This is a genomic window from Halobacteriovorax sp. GFR8, from assembly GCF_050955245.1.
Taxonomy (GTDB): Bacteria; Bdellovibrionota; Bacteriovoracia; order Bacteriovoracales; family Bacteriovoracaceae; genus Halobacteriovorax_A.
Map to the genome: position 1 here is coordinate 329,708 of NZ_JBPBLR010000003.1, position 17,098 is coordinate 346,805.

The 17,098-nt window shown below is 35.9% G+C and carries 21 protein-coding genes; 6 read left to right on the forward strand and 15 right to left on the reverse strand.

What is annotated here, in order from left to right:
* Window positions 1-56 precede the first annotated feature (56 nt).
* From csrA to flgF, 11 genes are all read right to left on the reverse strand, one after another.
* Window positions 57-290, reverse strand: a complete 234-nt coding sequence (gene csrA, locus ACRXC1_RS16365; RefSeq protein WP_021267493.1) for a carbon storage regulator CsrA — start codon at window positions 288-290, stop codon at window positions 57-59.
* A gap of 116 nt (window positions 291-406) precedes the next feature.
* On the reverse strand, window positions 407-1,444 hold the full coding sequence (gene flgL, locus ACRXC1_RS16370) for a flagellar hook-associated protein FlgL (RefSeq protein WP_433660393.1): 1,038 nt from the start codon (window positions 1,442-1,444) through the stop codon (window positions 407-409).
* A gap of 16 nt (window positions 1,445-1,460) precedes the next feature.
* A complete protein-coding gene (gene flgK / locus ACRXC1_RS16375) occupies window positions 1,461-2,927 on the reverse strand; it encodes a flagellar hook-associated protein FlgK (protein ID WP_433660395.1) in 1,467 nt (488 codons plus the stop codon).
* An 11-nt stretch (window positions 2,928-2,938) separates the two neighbouring features.
* Window positions 2,939-3,442, reverse strand: coding sequence for a flagellar export chaperone FlgN (gene flgN / locus ACRXC1_RS16380; RefSeq protein ID WP_392909632.1), 504 nt, complete (start codon window positions 3,440-3,442; stop codon window positions 2,939-2,941).
* Window positions 3,442-3,774 carry a flagellar biosynthesis anti-sigma factor FlgM gene (gene flgM, locus ACRXC1_RS16385; RefSeq protein ID WP_392909634.1) on the reverse strand — a complete coding sequence of 111 codons (333 nt, stop codon included), beginning with the start codon at window positions 3,772-3,774 and terminating at the stop codon, window positions 3,442-3,444. Before flgM ends, flgN begins: the two co-directional genes overlap by 1 nt.
* Window positions 3,767-4,210, reverse strand: a complete 444-nt coding sequence (locus ACRXC1_RS16390) for a hypothetical protein (protein WP_021267622.1) — start codon at window positions 4,208-4,210, stop codon at window positions 3,767-3,769. Before ACRXC1_RS16390 ends, flgM begins: the two co-directional genes overlap by 8 nt.
* A 129-nt stretch (window positions 4,211-4,339) precedes the next feature.
* Complete coding sequence (locus tag ACRXC1_RS16395) at window positions 4,340-5,344, reverse strand: flagellar basal body P-ring protein FlgI (protein WP_392909636.1); 1,005 nt, start codon at window positions 5,342-5,344, stop codon at window positions 4,340-4,342.
* 3 nt (window positions 5,345-5,347) lie between these two features.
* Window positions 5,348-6,109: a flagellar basal body L-ring protein FlgH gene (locus ACRXC1_RS16400; protein WP_433660398.1), complete on the reverse strand. Its 762-nt coding sequence runs from the start codon at window positions 6,107-6,109 to the stop codon at window positions 5,348-5,350.
* Complete coding sequence (flgA, locus tag ACRXC1_RS16405; RefSeq protein WP_433660400.1) at window positions 6,106-6,948, reverse strand: flagellar basal body P-ring formation chaperone FlgA; 843 nt, start codon at window positions 6,946-6,948, stop codon at window positions 6,106-6,108. Before flgA ends, ACRXC1_RS16400 begins: the two co-directional genes overlap by 4 nt.
* 17 nt (window positions 6,949-6,965) lie before the next feature.
* Window positions 6,966-7,811, reverse strand: a complete 846-nt coding sequence (flgG, locus tag ACRXC1_RS16410; protein ID WP_021267403.1) for a flagellar basal-body rod protein FlgG — start codon at window positions 7,809-7,811, stop codon at window positions 6,966-6,968.
* A 6-nt stretch (window positions 7,812-7,817) separates the two neighbouring features.
* Complete coding sequence (gene flgF, locus ACRXC1_RS16415; RefSeq protein ID WP_433660403.1) at window positions 7,818-8,603, reverse strand: flagellar basal-body rod protein FlgF; 786 nt, start codon at window positions 8,601-8,603, stop codon at window positions 7,818-7,820.
* Between the two features lie 182 nt (window positions 8,604-8,785).
* On the opposite strand from flgF, the gene xseB reads away from it, so the two are divergent.
* From xseB to ACRXC1_RS16435, 4 genes are all read left to right on the forward strand, one after another.
* A complete protein-coding gene (gene xseB, locus ACRXC1_RS16420; RefSeq protein WP_433660405.1) occupies window positions 8,786-8,995 on the forward strand; it encodes an exodeoxyribonuclease VII small subunit in 210 nt (69 codons plus the stop codon).
* A complete protein-coding gene (locus tag ACRXC1_RS16425) occupies window positions 8,988-9,767 on the forward strand; it encodes a hypothetical protein (protein ID WP_392909640.1) in 780 nt (259 codons plus the stop codon). Before xseB ends, ACRXC1_RS16425 begins: the two co-directional genes overlap by 8 nt.
* Window positions 9,764-12,505 (forward strand): penicillin-binding protein 1A, encoded by a 2,742-nt coding sequence (locus ACRXC1_RS16430; RefSeq protein ID WP_392909642.1) that lies wholly within the window; start codon window positions 9,764-9,766, stop codon window positions 12,503-12,505. The genes ACRXC1_RS16425 and ACRXC1_RS16430 overlap by 4 nt, the downstream gene beginning before the upstream one ends.
* A gap of 72 nt (window positions 12,506-12,577) precedes the next feature.
* Window positions 12,578-13,468 (forward strand): energy transducer TonB family protein, encoded by an 891-nt coding sequence (locus ACRXC1_RS16435; protein WP_433660408.1) that lies wholly within the window; start codon window positions 12,578-12,580, stop codon window positions 13,466-13,468.
* Between the two features lie 3 nt (window positions 13,469-13,471).
* Here the strand turns inward: ACRXC1_RS16435 and ACRXC1_RS16440 are convergent, their stop codons facing one another.
* The 4 genes from ACRXC1_RS16440 to ACRXC1_RS16455 all read right to left on the reverse strand — a co-directional run bounded on the left by ACRXC1_RS16440 (window position 13,472) and on the right by ACRXC1_RS16455 (window position 16,282).
* The gene (locus tag ACRXC1_RS16440) at window positions 13,472-13,765 is read right to left on the reverse strand and encodes a hypothetical protein (RefSeq protein ID WP_392909644.1); all 294 of its coding nucleotides are present in this window, start codon (window positions 13,763-13,765) and stop codon (window positions 13,472-13,474) included.
* Window positions 13,766-13,952: 187 nt separating this feature from the next.
* Window positions 13,953-14,333, reverse strand: coding sequence for a glycine cleavage system protein GcvH (gene gcvH, locus ACRXC1_RS16445; RefSeq protein ID WP_392861533.1), 381 nt, complete (start codon window positions 14,331-14,333; stop codon window positions 13,953-13,955).
* Window positions 14,333-15,403, reverse strand: a complete 1,071-nt coding sequence (gcvT, locus tag ACRXC1_RS16450) for a glycine cleavage system aminomethyltransferase GcvT (RefSeq protein WP_433660411.1) — start codon at window positions 15,401-15,403, stop codon at window positions 14,333-14,335. Before gcvT ends, gcvH begins: the two co-directional genes overlap by 1 nt.
* A gap of 15 nt (window positions 15,404-15,418) precedes the next feature.
* Window positions 15,419-16,282, reverse strand: coding sequence for a bifunctional 5,10-methylenetetrahydrofolate dehydrogenase/5,10-methenyltetrahydrofolate cyclohydrolase (locus ACRXC1_RS16455; RefSeq protein WP_433660413.1), 864 nt, complete (start codon window positions 16,280-16,282; stop codon window positions 15,419-15,421).
* A 63-nt stretch (window positions 16,283-16,345) separates the two neighbouring features.
* On the opposite strand from ACRXC1_RS16455, the gene ACRXC1_RS16460 reads away from it, so the two are divergent.
* Window positions 16,346-16,519: a hypothetical protein gene (locus tag ACRXC1_RS16460; protein WP_021267658.1), complete on the forward strand. Its 174-nt coding sequence runs from the start codon at window positions 16,346-16,348 to the stop codon at window positions 16,517-16,519.
* Window positions 16,520-16,547: 28 nt separating this feature from the next.
* The gene (gene ruvC, locus ACRXC1_RS16465) at window positions 16,548-17,093 is read left to right on the forward strand and encodes a crossover junction endodeoxyribonuclease RuvC (protein WP_392909648.1); all 546 of its coding nucleotides are present in this window, start codon (window positions 16,548-16,550) and stop codon (window positions 17,091-17,093) included.
* Window positions 17,094-17,098: the final 5 nt, after the last annotated feature.

Here is a 17,098-nt window from a genome sequence, read left to right on the forward strand (position 1 = left end):
TTTAAGAACTTGATAACAGATTTTAACAGCCGTAGGGGCAAAAGAGCAAGCGGAATTTATTTCTTATTGCGCAGCGCATCCGTTAAGTCAGATAGACTTTCTGGGCCAGCTTGGGAAGCTTCGTAATTTTGTTCCTGGATAGCTTTATAGACTTCTTCGCGGTGAATTTTTGTTTCTTTTGGGGCCTTAATACCAAGACGAACTTGTTTGCCTTTAATTTGCACAACGACAATCTTAATATGATCGTCGATCGCTATACTTTCCCCTAGCTTCCTTGTTAAAACCAGCATTTCACATCCTCAATTTTGAACCGTCCTGATTCATCAGGTAATGGTTCATATATTATCCATAACTTTAAAAATCAAGTAAAAAATCAACTAAATAAAAAAAAAGTAGCAGCAGCGTGTTAGCGTAAAAAGTCCAATAGGTTCTTGTTTAAAAGCCCTTCAGAAGTTTTGTACGCAGTTTTCAAGATCTCTTGCTGACGCGTAATGTCTGAGAATAATTCAGTAACATCTGCATCGACGAGCTTGCTCTTTCTTTCCATATTGTCGATATTATTTGCTTCAATCGTGTTCACATTTGTCATTACTGAACTTGCGACTGAGCCTACACGTGTTCGTAATGTTACGAGACGTGTTACCGCTGTATCAAATTTTTCTAAAAGATTTTGAATTTGATCAGGGTCATTATTTTCTAAAGAGATTGCAAGTGAATCAAGTAGACCAAAAAGGTTAGCTGACTCTGTATACTTACCGGCATCCTCACCAATTGGAGTTGATGCGATCTCTCGATTGTTTTCTTCGGACATAATCTCGCGATTTTTACTTTTTTCTCGCGAATTTGCCATTTCAGGAAATTTTTCTAGGGGGTGATTAACTTGTGAATCTGTTTCTGATTCGGCCATGAATACTTCCTTACCGTGCAGGTTAACCTGAACGAAGAAGTCTTTTCCAACCTCAAGAGTTATATGGCCATTATCACCTTTATATTCACCATTTTCATTAAATGGAGTATCAAGCGTTTTAAAACCCGAGAAAATATAGCGTTGTCCAACACGTTTATTGGCAATTGAAAGGGCGAGGTTTTTAAGTTGCTTAACTTCATTAGCAACATTATTTCTAACATCTTCATTATAGATATCAGAAGATTGCGCGATTGCAATCTCTTTTGCCTTACCCATAATATCAGTAAGGTTTTCAAGTGCTTTTTCTGTGATATTTAGTTGAAGTAGTGCGAAGTCCGCATTTCTTTTAAATTGGGAATTATCTTTTGTTACACTAGAGATCTGTAGTGCTTCAATATTTGCTGCAGGATTATCCGAAGGCTTACGCATACTCTTAAGAGTCGTCCCCTTCATTTGCAGGTCTTCCATTTTAGACTTGTGCTTGTTAAGCGTATGCCTAATCGAAAGAGTCGTTGAATTTTCTGACACTCTAGTCATTTTTCAATAATCCTAATTACTGCTTAATTGATAAGACAGTATCAAACATCTCGTTTGCAGTTTTCATTACTTTAGCAGCAGCTTCATATGCGTGCTGGTACTTAATCATATTTGCCGCTTCTTCATCGATTGAAACACCACTAATTCTCTCTCGAATTGAATTTGCTTGTGCTAGAAGTCCTTCTGATTGTTCTGCGTCTAGCTTGGCCTTACCTGTTTCAAGTCCTACATTACCTACTGTTTTAAGATAGTCTTCTTCAAGTGTTGCAGTACCACCTGACATTAGTCTTTCATGCTGTAGTTTTGAGATTGCAATAGCAACGCGGTTATCCCCGGGACTGTTTGGAGATAGTGCAGTTGCAATATTCGAAATATCTGATTTGATAGCATCACTTAGGTCAATATTAAGTGCTGCTCCCTCTATTTGCATTGGCGTTGAGAAGAAGTTATTTCCTGTCGTTGGTCCTTTGCTATCCATTGCTACAGGTTTACCATTAACATCTGTTTGTATCTCACGATTAACATATCCTCTTCTGTGGATAGCGTTTACGTAATTCATAAACTCATATGCTGTTTGGTCTAGTTTTTCTTTTAATTGCTTGATGTCGTTATTTCGAACTTTAATTACTGCACCTAGTGAACCACCTTGAAATTTTTCAGTAATTTGTTGTCCTGAACGGCTTGCCCAAAAAATCTCCATTGAGCCATCTTGGCCATTAGTCGATTCATCTTTACCAAATACATATGTTCCAAGCTTTTGTGCTTGTGCTGCTGTAACAAGTGTTCCAACACCAGGGGATTGAACGTTATAATTTCCACGCTCATCTTGATATGTGTGGATTTTTATAATTTTCGATAATTCTTTTACTGATAGATCTCGCTGATCTCGAAGATCTCCAGTTTCATCGCCTGTTGCTTCAAGCTCACGAATCTTTCTGTTTAAGGTCGCAATAGAGTCGATATGTTGATTGGCATCCTTAACAGAGATCATGATCTTGTCATCAATACTCTTTGAAATTTCATCGAGAGTCTCTGCGATTCTTCTAAAGTCTTTTACAATTAACTGTGCTTTATCACGTACAACTGAACGAACTGTTTCGTTTTCTGGTTGATTTGCAAGATCTCGAAACGAGTTAAAGAAATTATTGAGAATTTGATTAAGTCCTTCATTGTCGATTTCATTGAAGATATCTTCAACACGACTCATTTGTTCTGCTCTATTATTGTAGTAGGACTCACTACTTTGACTATCACGTAATTTTCTTTCGACAAATTTATCGTGAACACGATTAATACTTTTAATTCTTGTACCACTACCAGTTACTAAACCGTCTTTGATAAGTGGCATATTTGATTGTTGGTGAACACGCTGACGAGAATATCCTTCTGTATTCGCATTGGAAATATTATGCGACGTCACCTCTAGTGATTTCTTAGAGGCGTTAAGTCCTGTATTCGCAATGTTTAACAGACGTGTAGACAAATAATCTCCAATTAAGGATTTCGCTCAAGCGATCGTTGCTGAGTGATACCTTTGGCGTTATATGTAGATACTGTCTTAGTACCCATTGCACTTTCTCTGATCTCACGAAGAGAGTTTAGCGCTTTGTTAATAAATAGTTGGTTCTTCTTATTTTGCGTTTGAATCTTTTCAATAATATCTACTAAAAGACTATTGAATCTAAATAAGTGTTTCCCATTCTTTTCAGCTTCAAACTTAGAGAAAAAGTCAACAAGGTCATTGATTGAATTAATCTTTAGTTCTTTATAATCCTTTTGGATATTGGCAAGGATTTCATTTCTTGCTTTTTCATTTACTTCTATTTTTGAAATGATTTTCGACTTTTCAGAAATTTTTTCTTCTAGCTCATCAATCTTACTGTCGAGTAGGAGAGCATACTCATCACAAGTTAAGTCAAATAACTTATAGTGAAGCTCACACTGTGACTTCCAGATATCTGTGATTTGAAAGTAATATGTTGCTAGTTGTGTTTTCATTATACTCCGAACTCTTCCCCAAGAATTTTATCTGCCATTTTGTCGTAATCCATTTTGTAAGTTCCACCTTGGATTTGAGCTTTTAGTGCAGCAATCTTTGCAGAGTTATCAATTTCTGGTGCAGCATCAACTGCTTTCTTGATATGTGCAAAGTCCTTTACTGCCTCTGGTATTGAAACCCTGGCATCATTTCTTGTTTGATTATCGATATAAGCTTTTTGAGCATTCGTATTTCTCTTAATTGGAGCTTGCTTCTGGATCTCTTGTGATCTATCGGCCGTAGTCTTAGCATTTGGAAAGAAACTTGATCTCGTATTTGTTACACTACTCATACTTTACTCCAATTTGTTTTGCCTGTTTCATTGCTATTGATTGAGAAGGTTGAGTTGGCCCTTCTTCAATTCGAATTTGGTTCTGTGCATATTTATTTTTATTGTCCAAATAATTTTGATAATTTTGTTCATTCCTCATATGCTTTGGATAAATTTCATTCAAAATCATCTTCTGTATTTGGCTATCTTCTTTGACAAGTGCTTTAGCACGTTCACTTGTCATAAGTCCGTTATAGAAATTACCAGCTGTACTTTGCACGCCACTGTTAAGCGACTTTGTCATTTCTTTAACCATTAACTCGTTAAATTGTGCTTCTAGCCCTTGAGCAGCACCTTTGATCTCTTCAGGAATATATTTGTCAGAATTTGCAGGACGAACAGATTTTTGCGCATTTGCGTTTTGAATTTGTGGTCTATGAATTTTGATTTCATTCATAATACTCATCCTGAGTTTCTGGCCGTTCAATCCTTGAAAAGCCCATTATCATTAATATTTTAACATTTTTTTTAGTTTTTTTATACCTAGCTCTAAAAAATGGTAAAAAATGCTATTTGACATTGAAAGTTAAATTAGCTCAATTTCTCCAACTAAAGCACCATTTCTCTTAAGTGCCTGAAAAATTGAGATCAAGTCCTCTGGTGTGGCCCCTAATGCATTAAGGCTCTTAACGAGATCATTTAGTGTAGTTGTCTTGTCAACTAAACGAACACTTCCTTCTTCACCATCTTTCTTTTTGTCTTTGACCTGTATATTTAGTCCGCCATGTGAGATGGCCACTGCTTGTACAGTAATGTCTCCACCTGCAACAATAGTACCTGTTCGCTCATTGATGATGATCTTAGCAATGCGATCTGTGTGAACTTTAAAATTTTCAATGATTGCTAAAAGTTGTACGATCTTTCTTTGGTACTGTATTGGTACAATAATATCAACAGTATTTGAGTCCTTTGCTATGGCATACTTTCCACCCAGCTCTTGATTGATCGTTTTCTCAATTCTTGCAGCTGTTGTGAAATCAGGACTTTTAAGTGCTAGTCTCAATGATTTTTTCTTATCAAAGTCTAATTGTAATTCTCTTTCAACAATAGCTCCCTGTGGGATAAGTCCAGTCGTCGCAAATTTCTTACCATTTTCTAGGCCACCAATTGAAATCGATCCATTTGCTACGGCATAAACATTTCCGTCACCACCTTTTAGCGGAGTAATTAAAAGAGTACCTCCAGCAAGAGAAGAAGCATCACCAATCGATGAAACTTTTACATCCATTTTTTGTCCAACACGGCTAAACGATGGAAGTTCTGCTGTAACAATTACGGCCGCAACGTTCTTTGAACTAATTTCATTTTGTGGATTAAGTCCAAGCTTTTGAAACATACGTTTGAGTGAAGTATTTGTTACTTCTCCACCACCGTCACCAGTTCCATTTAGTCCGACAACTAAACCATAACCAACGATAGGATTTTTTCGAACGCCCTTAACATCTACTAGATCTTTTAAACGACTCATCTTTGCCTCAATATGAGTCCCAAAAGATAGAAGGATAAGACCGAAAATTAATTTTTTAAACATTAATTACCTCAATACCGTTACAGAGCTTTCTAAAAATTTTGTCGAATCAATTGTATCGTCTTCATTAATATCTTTACGTGAGATTAATGCTTGCAATTCAACTAGGTGTTTACGATTTTTAAAGAGAACATTTTTTTGTCCACGTACAAGTAGGTGATCACGGCTGATTTCTTCAACAATAACTCCTGAGATCTTGTCATGAACTTTATTTGATGCACTTGTGTCTTCACCTTCTTCTGCTCCTGCTGCTGCTTGTGCCTGACCAGCTGCTGTCGCTGTAGTCGTGCTTTCAGGAGTTTGCCCAGCAAGTGATGGCATCGGTGGAAAGGCCCTTTTGAGCTCCATTGTAATATCATTTTTAAGACGAGTTTGTACGTTTACTAAAATAATATCACCGTTTCGCTTCCATTTATTTTTTGTGAATAGATAGTTCTCATTTCCGTTGCCGGCCCAAAGGCTGCCAGTGTTCCCATGGTCATGGAAATTGTTGGCGGTTACTCTTTTAGGTTGCTGCTGTTGTCGTTGAGATAATTGATTATTGTTATATCTTCTTTTAACTTGTGGAGCCATATTAGGAGTATTGGCAGAAGTCTGTCTTCTATCTCCATAAGAGTTACGGAATTTATCAAATGTATTATCAACATTTGCTCTTTTTTGTTCGAGATCTCTTTGGTTGACACCATCTAATTCGTTATACATTTTGTTAATGTAGTTAGCACAAGATGTTGTTAGTAGTGCTAGTGTTAAAAATAAAATTTTTCTCATAAATCTACCTTCACTTCATTGAGTCCAATTACTTTCGCAGTGAATACCTTATTAGTTTTTATGTTTTTCACTTTTATGAAATCTTGTAACTTACCTGTCGACATTGGCAGCGCTTGACCCGTTAACTTAATTCCATTGCTATTAAGGATTACTTTTACCGGAACTCCAAATGTCACAAGATTAATAGGTGAGATGTCTCTTTTATTAATCGTCTCACCTGGTGAGATAACTTTATTTGACTTGTAAAAAGCAATTTCATCTAGGTTTTTAAAAACGGCTTTCTCATCTGTTGTATAAATTGTCTTTTCTTCAACGTTATTTGTATTGATTGATTTGAAACTTAGGCCAATTTCATTCTTGGCGACAATGGCCCTAACTGGTTTTTGAATAACGATATCAAACCACTTTGTCATACCATCTAACGAAATTTTTAGTTTGTTATGACCAAGCTTGTTGCAGTCGTTACACATCAGCTCGAGTGTTGTTAAATTATCAGTTGTTATTGACTTAATTGGTGTTCTCGATTTGAAAGTTATTTTCCAATCATCATGAATCGTAAATTGTGTTTTAATTGTCTCATCTAAATTAATGATTACTGCGTCTTTAGTTAGAAAATTAATGTCATTTTCTTTTAAGTCTCGACTATGATTTAAATAGAAATTACCACGTGCTGAAATAAGCATTTCATTAAGAATTTCAAGTTGTGATCGATTACAATTTTTAGACTTATACGTAATAGCAGAGTTTTCGATACGATAGTTTTTTTGCGCCATCGTTACTTCACAATTACTTGCAAAGGAAAAGCTTGTAATAAATGTTAAAAGAATTAGTTTAAACACTCTCTCTCTTCTTCCTATTATCTTGTTATATTGTTAACAGTTTGTAGCATTTGATCGGCTACTCCCATTACCTTAGAGTTCATTTCATAGGCCCTTTGCGCCTTAATAAGATCCGTCATCTCATTCATAAGACTTACATTGGCCATTTCAAGAGCTCCTTGCTGCATTGAACCTGTATTATTCGTTCCCGCAATACCCTGAATAGGTTGGCCACTTGCCGTTGTTTGACGATAGAAGTTTCCTCCATCGTTATGAAGACCTGGGTTATTTACAAATGTGAATACAGGGATTTGTCCAACAACTTGAGGTTCTACTTGTCCATTAAAGTAGGCTTCAACTGTTCCATCGTTACCAATGCTAACTGTTGCTACACCTGGTGGGAATGTTATCCCTGGAAAGACTTGGTATCCTTGTTTTGAAACAAGTTGCCCTTGGGCATTTACATTAAATGCACCATCTCTTGTATAAACAATTTGTCCATTTGGTTTAATGATTCCAAAAAAACCATCACCATTAATCATTAGATCAAAAGGGTTATTTGTTACTTTGGGTGCACCTGCTGAAAAGACCTTTCTTACACCACTGATTTTCGATCCTGAACCAACTTGTACACCAACTGTGTAATTTGAGTTCGCATCTGAACGAGAACCTGCTTCAGTGATTGTTTCATACATAAGATCTTCTGATTCAGCTCTTTGCTTTTTATATCCGATGGTATTTAGGTTAGCGACGTTATTTGAGATCGTGTTAACGTGCATCTCTTGTGTCGCCATCCCTGTTGCTGCAATATTAAGGGCCTTCATCATTCCAAATGAATAGCGGGCCATGAGTAGGAATGTAATAAATAGAATAATATTTTTCATACTACCTCAGAATTTGATCATTTCATTAACTGACTTAGAGCTAATTTGATCATAAGTTTTAATTGCTTTTTGTATTGATTCAAAATGACGGTGTGCTTTGATTAACTCAGACATTTCAGAAACAGCATTAACATTCGATTGCTCAATGAATCCTTGGTGAACAGAAGTATTAATCTGATCTTTAAGGTTACCTTCATTATTATTGATATAAAGAGAGTTACCTTCTTTTCTTAAGGCATGCATATCATTAAATTCTGTAATATTTAGTGCACCAACTTGGTTATTATTTGCATAGACTGCACCATCAAGAGCAAAGGTAATATTTCTTGTACCTGGTGGGACTGAAATAGGTTGGTTATCTTCTCTATTAAGAACTGGATACCCTTGTTGAGTTGTAATCACTCCATCTTGGCGCAGAGAAAGTGTTCCACGCCTTGTGTAACGTACACCTTTTGGTGTTTCTACAGCTAAGAATCCATTGCCACGAAGACCAATATCAAGTGGATTACTCGTAGGAGATAGTGTTCCTTGAGTAAAATTTGTGTATGAGCCATCGACCTTAACCATTGCGTGTTCTGCACCATAGCTGCGATAGAAGTCTTCTGGTGCCCACTCTTTATTAGGTAAATCAATATCTTCAACACCTTTGTCTAGTGCTGTTAAATACTCTTTAAATGCGAGTTGATCTTTTTTAAATCCAGGCGTGTTGGCATTTGCAACATTATTGGCAATTGTATCAACTTTCTGTTGTTGTGCGATTGCACCGGATAACGGTACCCATAGTTCTTTCATCTGCCCTCCTGGCAAATTCTTCTTTAACTATACCAACCAGGGTGCCAAATTACCTACATAGGTAAAAATGACCCACGATGTAAGTAGTGATTATCACACCTTTTTATTTAAAGAACATGCAAAGTATGGGAATATTAGTCCATATAGGTTTTAATAACGTTAAGAAAATGACACGGTGAAATATGGTCAAGAAAATTGATATTGAACAGAATTTGAAAAGATTAGAAGAATTAGTTCATGGACTTGAATCAGGTGAACTTACTCTCGATGATAGTTTAAAAAACTTCGAGGAAGGGGTTAAGTTATATACTGATAGCAAGGGCTACCTTGAAAAAGTCGAAAAGAAAGTTTTAGAACTTACAGATAAATTAGAAGAAAAAGAAATTGAATAAATTAAACTTCATTCTTATATTCTTGGTCTTTGTTTTCTTGAGTAATACTTGCCAGACACAACCGGAAGAAGAACAAAGAGTTGTAACGATCTCAGTAGACGCTGAAGAAACAAGTGTCATACCTTCAGTTGATGAAAAATCATCATATACTGAGTATGGCCCTGGACAAGTAAGCAGTGGTACAAATCAAAGTTTAAAAGGTGAACGTATTAATACTGTCGGTATTATTATTGGTGCTAGTGAAGACTTTAATACAGATGTAATGGATTATGTTTCATGTCTTATGAAAAATGATGTGAAAATTAATTTTGTTGCGGGAATTGGAAGTTCTTCTGCAATTGCGGCCATGCTTTCACAGACGAAAAAGCCTGAACTTGTTAAGTGGAAGTTTTTTAGATTAAAAGAAAGAGATGATGCGAACGAAATAATTGAAAATCTAAACATAAACGCTAGGTCTATCAAAAAATCTAGTATTGCCTATTATCTTACAACTGTTGCACCAAATGGAAATATTACCTTTAGAACGAAAGGTAATATTGTAGATGGTGTAAGAAATAATATTGAAAATAATAAGAAAGTACTCGCTGCTCAAATTGAAATTACTTCAGAAGACATCTCTCGTCTAATTGCCCAGAGAGTGTTCGTCTTTGCATATGATAAAAACTTATCGGTTTCTAAAAATCAGATAAATGGTAAAATGATTCAAATCAATATGCCTAAGCAGAATTATAGCTTAATGAAGAAGTGTGAAATTATAAAAGAGAATTTATGAAACATTTAAAAAGATTATTAGTATTAATGTCCTTCTTGGTTTTATTTGGAGGATTATTTGTCTTCTCGATACTAGTATATTTTTCTTTTACATTACCAAAAATCAGTAGTCTTGCAGATTACAATCCACCAATTAAATCAAAAATCTTATCTAAGGATGGTGTCGTTCTCTATAATATTGGTAAAGAGAATAGAGAGGTCGTGGAGTTTAATGAAATCCCTCCACGTATTGTTGATGCTTTTCTATCAGCAGAAGATTCAAATTTTTATAACCACGATGGTGTTGATTACTTTGGGGTAATGAGAGCTCTTGTAGCAAACCTTAAGGCAGGACGTGTTGTACAAGGTGGGTCTACAATTACACAACAGGTAGCCAAGTCTCTACTTCTTTCATCAGAGCGTTCAATCACTAGAAAGATTAAAGATTTTCTGCTCGCTCAAAAAATTGAAAAAAGATTTAATAAAGAAGAGATTTTGTTTCTTTATTTAAATCAAGTATACCTTGGTGGTGGATACTACGGTGTTAAGTCTGCGTTTCGCGGCTATTTTAATAAAGAATTGAATGAAGCAACAGTTGCAGAGTCTGCTCTTATTGCAGGACTTCTTGTTGCTCCAGGAAAGTATTCTCCATACCGAAATCCACAACATGCGAAAACGAGACAGGCTTACGTTCTTGGTCGTATGTTCGCGAACAAGAAAATTACTAAAGAAGAATATCAAGAAGCGCTTCAGGAAAAGATAAAGTATCAGCTTAGAAGAAATAGTCCTTTTCTTGCTGGTTACTTTACGGACTGGGTTAGAAGACAGGCTATTGATATTGTAGGTGAGGAAAAGTTTCTTACTGAAGGTTTTACTGTTCAAACAACTTTAAATTATGACCTTCAAAAAACGGCCGAAGAAAATATTAAAATAGGTGCTGACGAAATTGATAAGCGTCAAGGCTTTCAAGGGCCTATCGGTCATATTGAATTAGAAGAGCTAGACAAGTATATCGAAGAATTCCGAGTTGAGTTATATAAAGAGAAGTCAAATTACTTCACTCTTACTGAAAATAATGAAAGAGAGTACGAGCTTCAATTAAAAGAAGATGAGCTTGCTGTATTAAAAGATTTTACTCAAGAACAATTAGCTAAACTTTATTCTTCTAGATTTTATCCTGGATATAGTGCTGATGATCAATTACTTGGGCAGTTAGAAAAAGATAAATTATATAAAGCGGTAGTTTTACGCTTAGATAGACGTATGAGAAATATCATCATTTCTGTCGGTGGAATTACGGGTGTTATTCCTTATGAATCTTATCGTTGGGCACACGAGAGAAAGTATACAGACGCGAGAAAGTACTTTCCTTATGTTAAAAACCCAAATGATATCTTAAAAAAGGGTGATATCATTCATGTAAAGATTAAGGATTTTAGTTCAAAGTTTTCAGAACATGTATACTCGCAATATCTTAACACTTACAAGAAGCTTAAAGATTATAAGACACTTGAAGAACAAATGTATCTTGAGTGTTCTCTTGAGCAAGAACCAAAGGTTCAAGCAGCACTTTTAAGTCTAAATCCATTTACTGGTGAAGTTATTTCAATGGTTGGTGGTGTTGATTTTGAGAAGAGTGAGTTTAACCGTGCTCTACAATCAAAGCGTCAACCAGGTTCAGCTTTTAAACCACTGCTTTTTGCGGCAGCACTAGAAAATGGTTACCAACCCAATACAATCATTTTAGATACTCCTGAGGCCCTTGGAGGGGCCAACCAAGCGCTAAATTGGAAGCCTCGTAACTATGATGGAAAATTTAAGGGGCCAATGACATTTAGAGAGTCTCTTGAGTTCAGTAGAAATATTCCGACTATTAAGATTGCACTTGATTTGGGAATGAATAAAATTTTTAACTACTTAGATCGTATTAATTTCCATGCTGATATGCCAAATGATATGTCGATCTCGCTTGGATCTTTTGGTGTTACACTTCTTGAAATGATTCGCGCGTACTCAATTTTTCCAAACGGGGGAAAAAAGGTACTTCCTAAATCAATTATTTCAATCACAGATCGTAATGGAAAAGAGTATTTCTTCCAAGATGACTTTGCGACACAGTCTAAACTTGAATTAGAGAAGCTTGCTAAAGAATCTAAAAACTTAAATCAAACTGATAATGTTCGTGAAAAGGAAAGTGATTCTCACAATGAGTTTGAAAAAGAAGCGGTCAATCCATATTTATTAAATCTAGATGAAGAACAAGTTTATGATCCAAGATTGGCCTATATTATGACAAACCTTCTCAAGGGTGTTGTTCATAATGGGACAGGAAGACGTGCTCTTAGTGTAAGTCAGTTCTTAGGTGGTAAGACAGGAACAACGAGTAGTTATGTTGATGCTTGGTTCTTAGGCTTTTCACAAAATATTGTTACTGGTGTTTGGACAGGGATGGATGATAATCAGACAATGGGATGGCCTGAAACTGGAACAAAGGCCTCGATGCCTATTTGGAAATCATATATGCAACGTTCTATTCAGATCTATGGAGAAAGAGACTTCCAGATGCCTGCTGGTATTGTAAACGTATCAATTGATAAGAAAACTGGTGAGCTTGCAAATGGCTCAGGATCAAAGTTTTTGGAAAGTTTTGTTGAAGGAACTGAACCTGGATCTAATTCTAAGAATAACTTCTTTAAGAAAGAGGAAAATAGTCAAGAAACAGGTGCAATTCTTGAAGATGATGATTTCTTTAACAATTAATCAAAATATGTAGTAAATTTTTCGATATTTTCTCCGAGAAGGCTAAAGAATAGTTAGTTTCTCGGAGACACTTTGGAATTAGTTCACAAAACCCATAAGACATATATCTACCTAGCAATAGCATTATCGCTAGTAGTACATATTTCTTTGATGCCTTCAAAGCTAACATCTTTTTCATTATCTCTTACAAAGCCTCAAGAGGAAAAAAAGCCTGAGCGAATTCGTCTGAGACTAAACAGAGAAAAGCCTCGTCAAATTGTTACAGCTGCTAAAACGAATCAAGAATTAGCAGATAATGCCAAATATTTGAGTGAAACTAATAATAAGGTTGATCGTGAAACGAAGGCCAAAGAAGTTGCCGCTTTTAATATAGGTGGTGTTGGTAATTCTAAAATTGATCAGAAAAAGCAAGGTTCTAAAACTAAGAAGAAAGAGCAGCGTAAGATGACAAAGTCCAAGACTGGACGAATTAGCTTCGAGGACTTTGCTGTTGCACAAAATTCTCCACTTGAGAAAGATCAGAACCTAGTAAAAGGTACAAAGACTGGCAGTAAGAATCATCGAGGTATTGCTAGTTCAAATGACCACCTTGAAGATGTGAAGTTAGGTGACTTCACTAAGCTAAATACCGTTGAGTATAAGTATTATGGTTTCTACTTTAGAATTAAACAGCAATTAGAGCAACACTGGGGATCAACTCTACGTCAAAAAATGGAGTCCCTATATCGTCAGAATCGTCGTGGACCTGCAGGAGAAAAGTTCCTAACAAATGTACGTGTTGTCCTTGATAATGACGGTAAAATCATTAATGTAATCGTTAATGGAACTTCTGGAGTAAAAGAGTTAGATGATGCTGCAGTTGAGGCTTTTAATAAAGCTGGGCCATTTCCTAACCCACCATCTGGCCTAGTTAAAAATGGCCATGCAAATATCGATTGGGGCTTTGCCGTTACAAAGAACTAAGACTTAGTGCTTTGTATTTCCTTTAAGCATCTTTTTAATATTGTTAATACCTTCCATAAGAACGTAGTCAGTCCAAACCTGATCTAATTCTTTAATCGTTTCAACGATTTTAATAGCGGCTTGATCGTAAGAGATACGATCAGTTTCTGCTAATTGTTGAATGGCATTTGAAATAGCTGCAATAGCAGTCGAGTTACATGCTTGGTTTAATCTATCCTCATAAGTAGTATCGATCTTCTTCTCTTTACCCTTGATGATTGCCGTATTGATTAGCTGAATAGATTCTTGATTATGCATTTAATACCTGTCTCTATTTATTGATGAACATTGGAGAATGCGAGTATGAAGCCTTAGTAGGACTTCGTAAAGGAAAAAGTTGGTCAATTGAAAATATTTTTAAGTGAGAAATTTGTAAGTTACTGAAATAAAAAAATGCCCTCATTTCGAGGGCATATGTAAGAATTTAAAATAGATTTTATTTTGTTTATTCTTGACAAAGGCTTTCGTATTCTTCGTTTGAAAGAAGGTCTGAAAGTTCATCTTGATTAGACATTTTTACCTTAATCATCCAAGACTCATAAGGCTCAGAGTTTAGATTGTCTGGTGAGTCTGGAAGTTCCTCATTGATTTCTGTAATTGTTCCAGAAACTGGAATATAAAGATCACTTGCTGACTTAATCGATTCTACAACTCCAAAAGTGTCATCTTTAGAGAATTCTTGACCTACTTCTGGTAGTTCAACAAATACGATATCTCCTAGAGAGTTTTGTGCGAAATCTGTAATACCTACTGTTAAGATATCACCTTCAATCTTTGCCCACTCGTGTTCTTTTGTATATTTAAGATCTGTTGGAATGTTAGTCATTATTTGTGCCCTCCGGTAACAAATGGTTTTGTATGATAGTTCGAATCTATTACATTCTTTCGAATTTGTATTCTAAATTTCTTATTTTCAGGAAATAAATCACGCTTTACAAGTCCAAGGCAAATCCCTTGAGAGTTAGTCACAGACATTGTTCCACTTGTTACAACCCCAATGATTTGATCTTGGTCATTTAGGATCTCGTAACCTTCTCTAGGGATCCCCTTATCAATAGAAAGCTTAACTAGTCGGTGAGTGGGCGTCGTTTCTTGAAGAGCATTCTTACCAATGAAATTTTCTTTGTTTAGTTTTACCGTCCACTTAAGGGCCGAGTCTAGTGGAGTTAATTCATCATTTAACTCATGGCCATATAATGGATAACAAACTTCTAGTCTTAAAACATCACGTGAAGCTAGCCCGCAAGGAGTAACTCCTGCACTAAGAAGTTCTGACCAAAGCTTTTGAATCGTTTCATGTGAACCAAAGACTTCAAATCCATCTTCACCTGTATAGCCTGTTCTTGCCATGATTACGTGCTCATCATTCCACATACTTTCATAAGCCGAGTAATAGGCGGCGCTTGTTACTGAGTCAAAGCCAAGTTTAGAAAGAACTTCTTCTGTCTTAGGACCTTGAATCGCAAGTAAAGAATAGTCTTCTGATTGATTTGTCAGTTCAATATTGAAACCTTGCGTTTTTGATGAAATCCAATTCCAATCTTTATCGATATTTGCAGCATTTACACAGATTAAAACTTTTTGATCTTCTAACTTGTAAGCAATTAAATCATCAATGACTGTTCCATTTTCACGACAAAGTGGTGAGTAAACAGCTTTGCCTGTTTCAGCATTTGTAAAATCATTAGTAATAATATAGTCAACGAATGCTACGGCATCTGGCCCTGTTACAAAGAATTCACCCATATGTGAAACATCGAAAACACCGATGTTACTTCTTACAGCTTCAACTTCAGATTTTACGCCAGCATATTGAATCGGCATTTCATAACCTGCAAAGTCTGCCATTTTTGCCTTAAGGTCGCGATGCGCCTGTGTAAGTGATGTTTGTTTCATAAATTTCCTTAGGTTTTATTTCTTAGCGGCGCTAATTAAATTCTGAGAGACACTGAAAATAGTCATTGGACCAATTCCTTTGGGAACTGGAGTAATGGCCGCTAATTGATCTTTAATATTTTCAAAATCACAATCACCGCAAAGCTTGCCTTCACTGCTTCGATTGATTCCAACATCAAAGACAACTTGTGATTGATCGTTTCTAAAGTAATCTTTTGTAAAGAGTTTAGGTGAGCCAATTGCTGTTACAATAATATCTGCAGATTTCGTTAGCTCTTTTAAATTTTGCGTTTTTGAGTGGGCAAGTGTAACTGTTGCATTTAAGTTCGTTAGTAATAAAGAAAGTGGTTTACCAACAATTAGACTTCTTCCAACGATAACAACATTTTTTCCTGAAAAATCTACTTTGTAGTACTTGGCCATTGTCACAATGCCTTTTGGTGTACATGGAATCATTGACGTTTCACCAAGCTGTCCACGATAAAGCTTAGCAACGTTTTCGTAGTGAAAACCGTCGACATCTTTATGAGGGACAACAAGGTCTGTTGTATCAATTTGTGAAAGTGATTCTGGAAGTGGTAGTTGAATAAGAATTCCGTGAACATTTGGATCTTCGTTAAACTGATTAACAATTTTTACGAACTCTTGCTCACTAATTGTTTTATCTAAATTAACAATTTCACAGCTTGCACCAATTTTCTCTGCAAATTTCTTCTTACTATTTGTATAAATAACACTTGCTGGATTATCTCCAACAAGAATTACTTTTAAACTAGGAACCACACCTTGTTCTTTCAGGGTGATACACTCTTGTTTAAGGAGTTCAACTTGCCTTTCTATGACTGGTTGCGCATATAGTAATTTTGTCTCATTTTGCATTAACACATATTATCTTTATTGCTTGGTATTGGCAATTTCAGAATTAAGTCGTATTCAAGTGATATGTTTTTTTGGTTAGGATTAGCACTACAATTAATCGGTTTCGCATCAGTTGGGCTTTGTCTTTTTGTTGGTTTACAAAAAGGTGACTATGAAATGCTCGAGCTCTATCAATTTATTGGTGGATCAGCAGTTTTTTATATCGGCCATATGATAAAAGGCGTAGATCGCTCGTAAATTCAAATTTTTCGTTTATACTAAATCTATGTATATTCTAGGAATTGACCCCGGATCTCGTACTACTGGTTGGGCCGTTATCGAAGTGGAAGGTCGAAAATTTAAGTATGTCGACTCAGGTGTTTTAAAATTTGATAAGATACCAGAGTTTCTCGATCGTTTAGCAACGATTTCTTCTTCAATTAAAGATATCGTCTCAATGTATCAGCCAGATGAAATATCTGTCGAGGCACTGATTTATGTAAAAAGTATTCCGGCATTATCTAAACTTGCGCAAGCAAGAGGGGCCTTAATCGCAGGCTTATCTGATAAGTACCAGGGAAAGATCACTGAGTATTCACCAAACTTAATAAAATCTAGTGTTACAGGCCATGGACTAGCTTCAAAAGAAAGTGTTGATCGCTCGCTTAGTATGATCTTTGGTAAGCTAGATTTTAAATCACATGATGAGTCGGATGCCCTTGCTATAGCGCTTTGTCACGCGTTGAATCGTGGACAAAGGGCAAAAATAAAGGGAAAATCGTCACATACTCGTACAAAAGCACGTACATTAAAAGAAGTATTTTCTAAGTAGGTTAT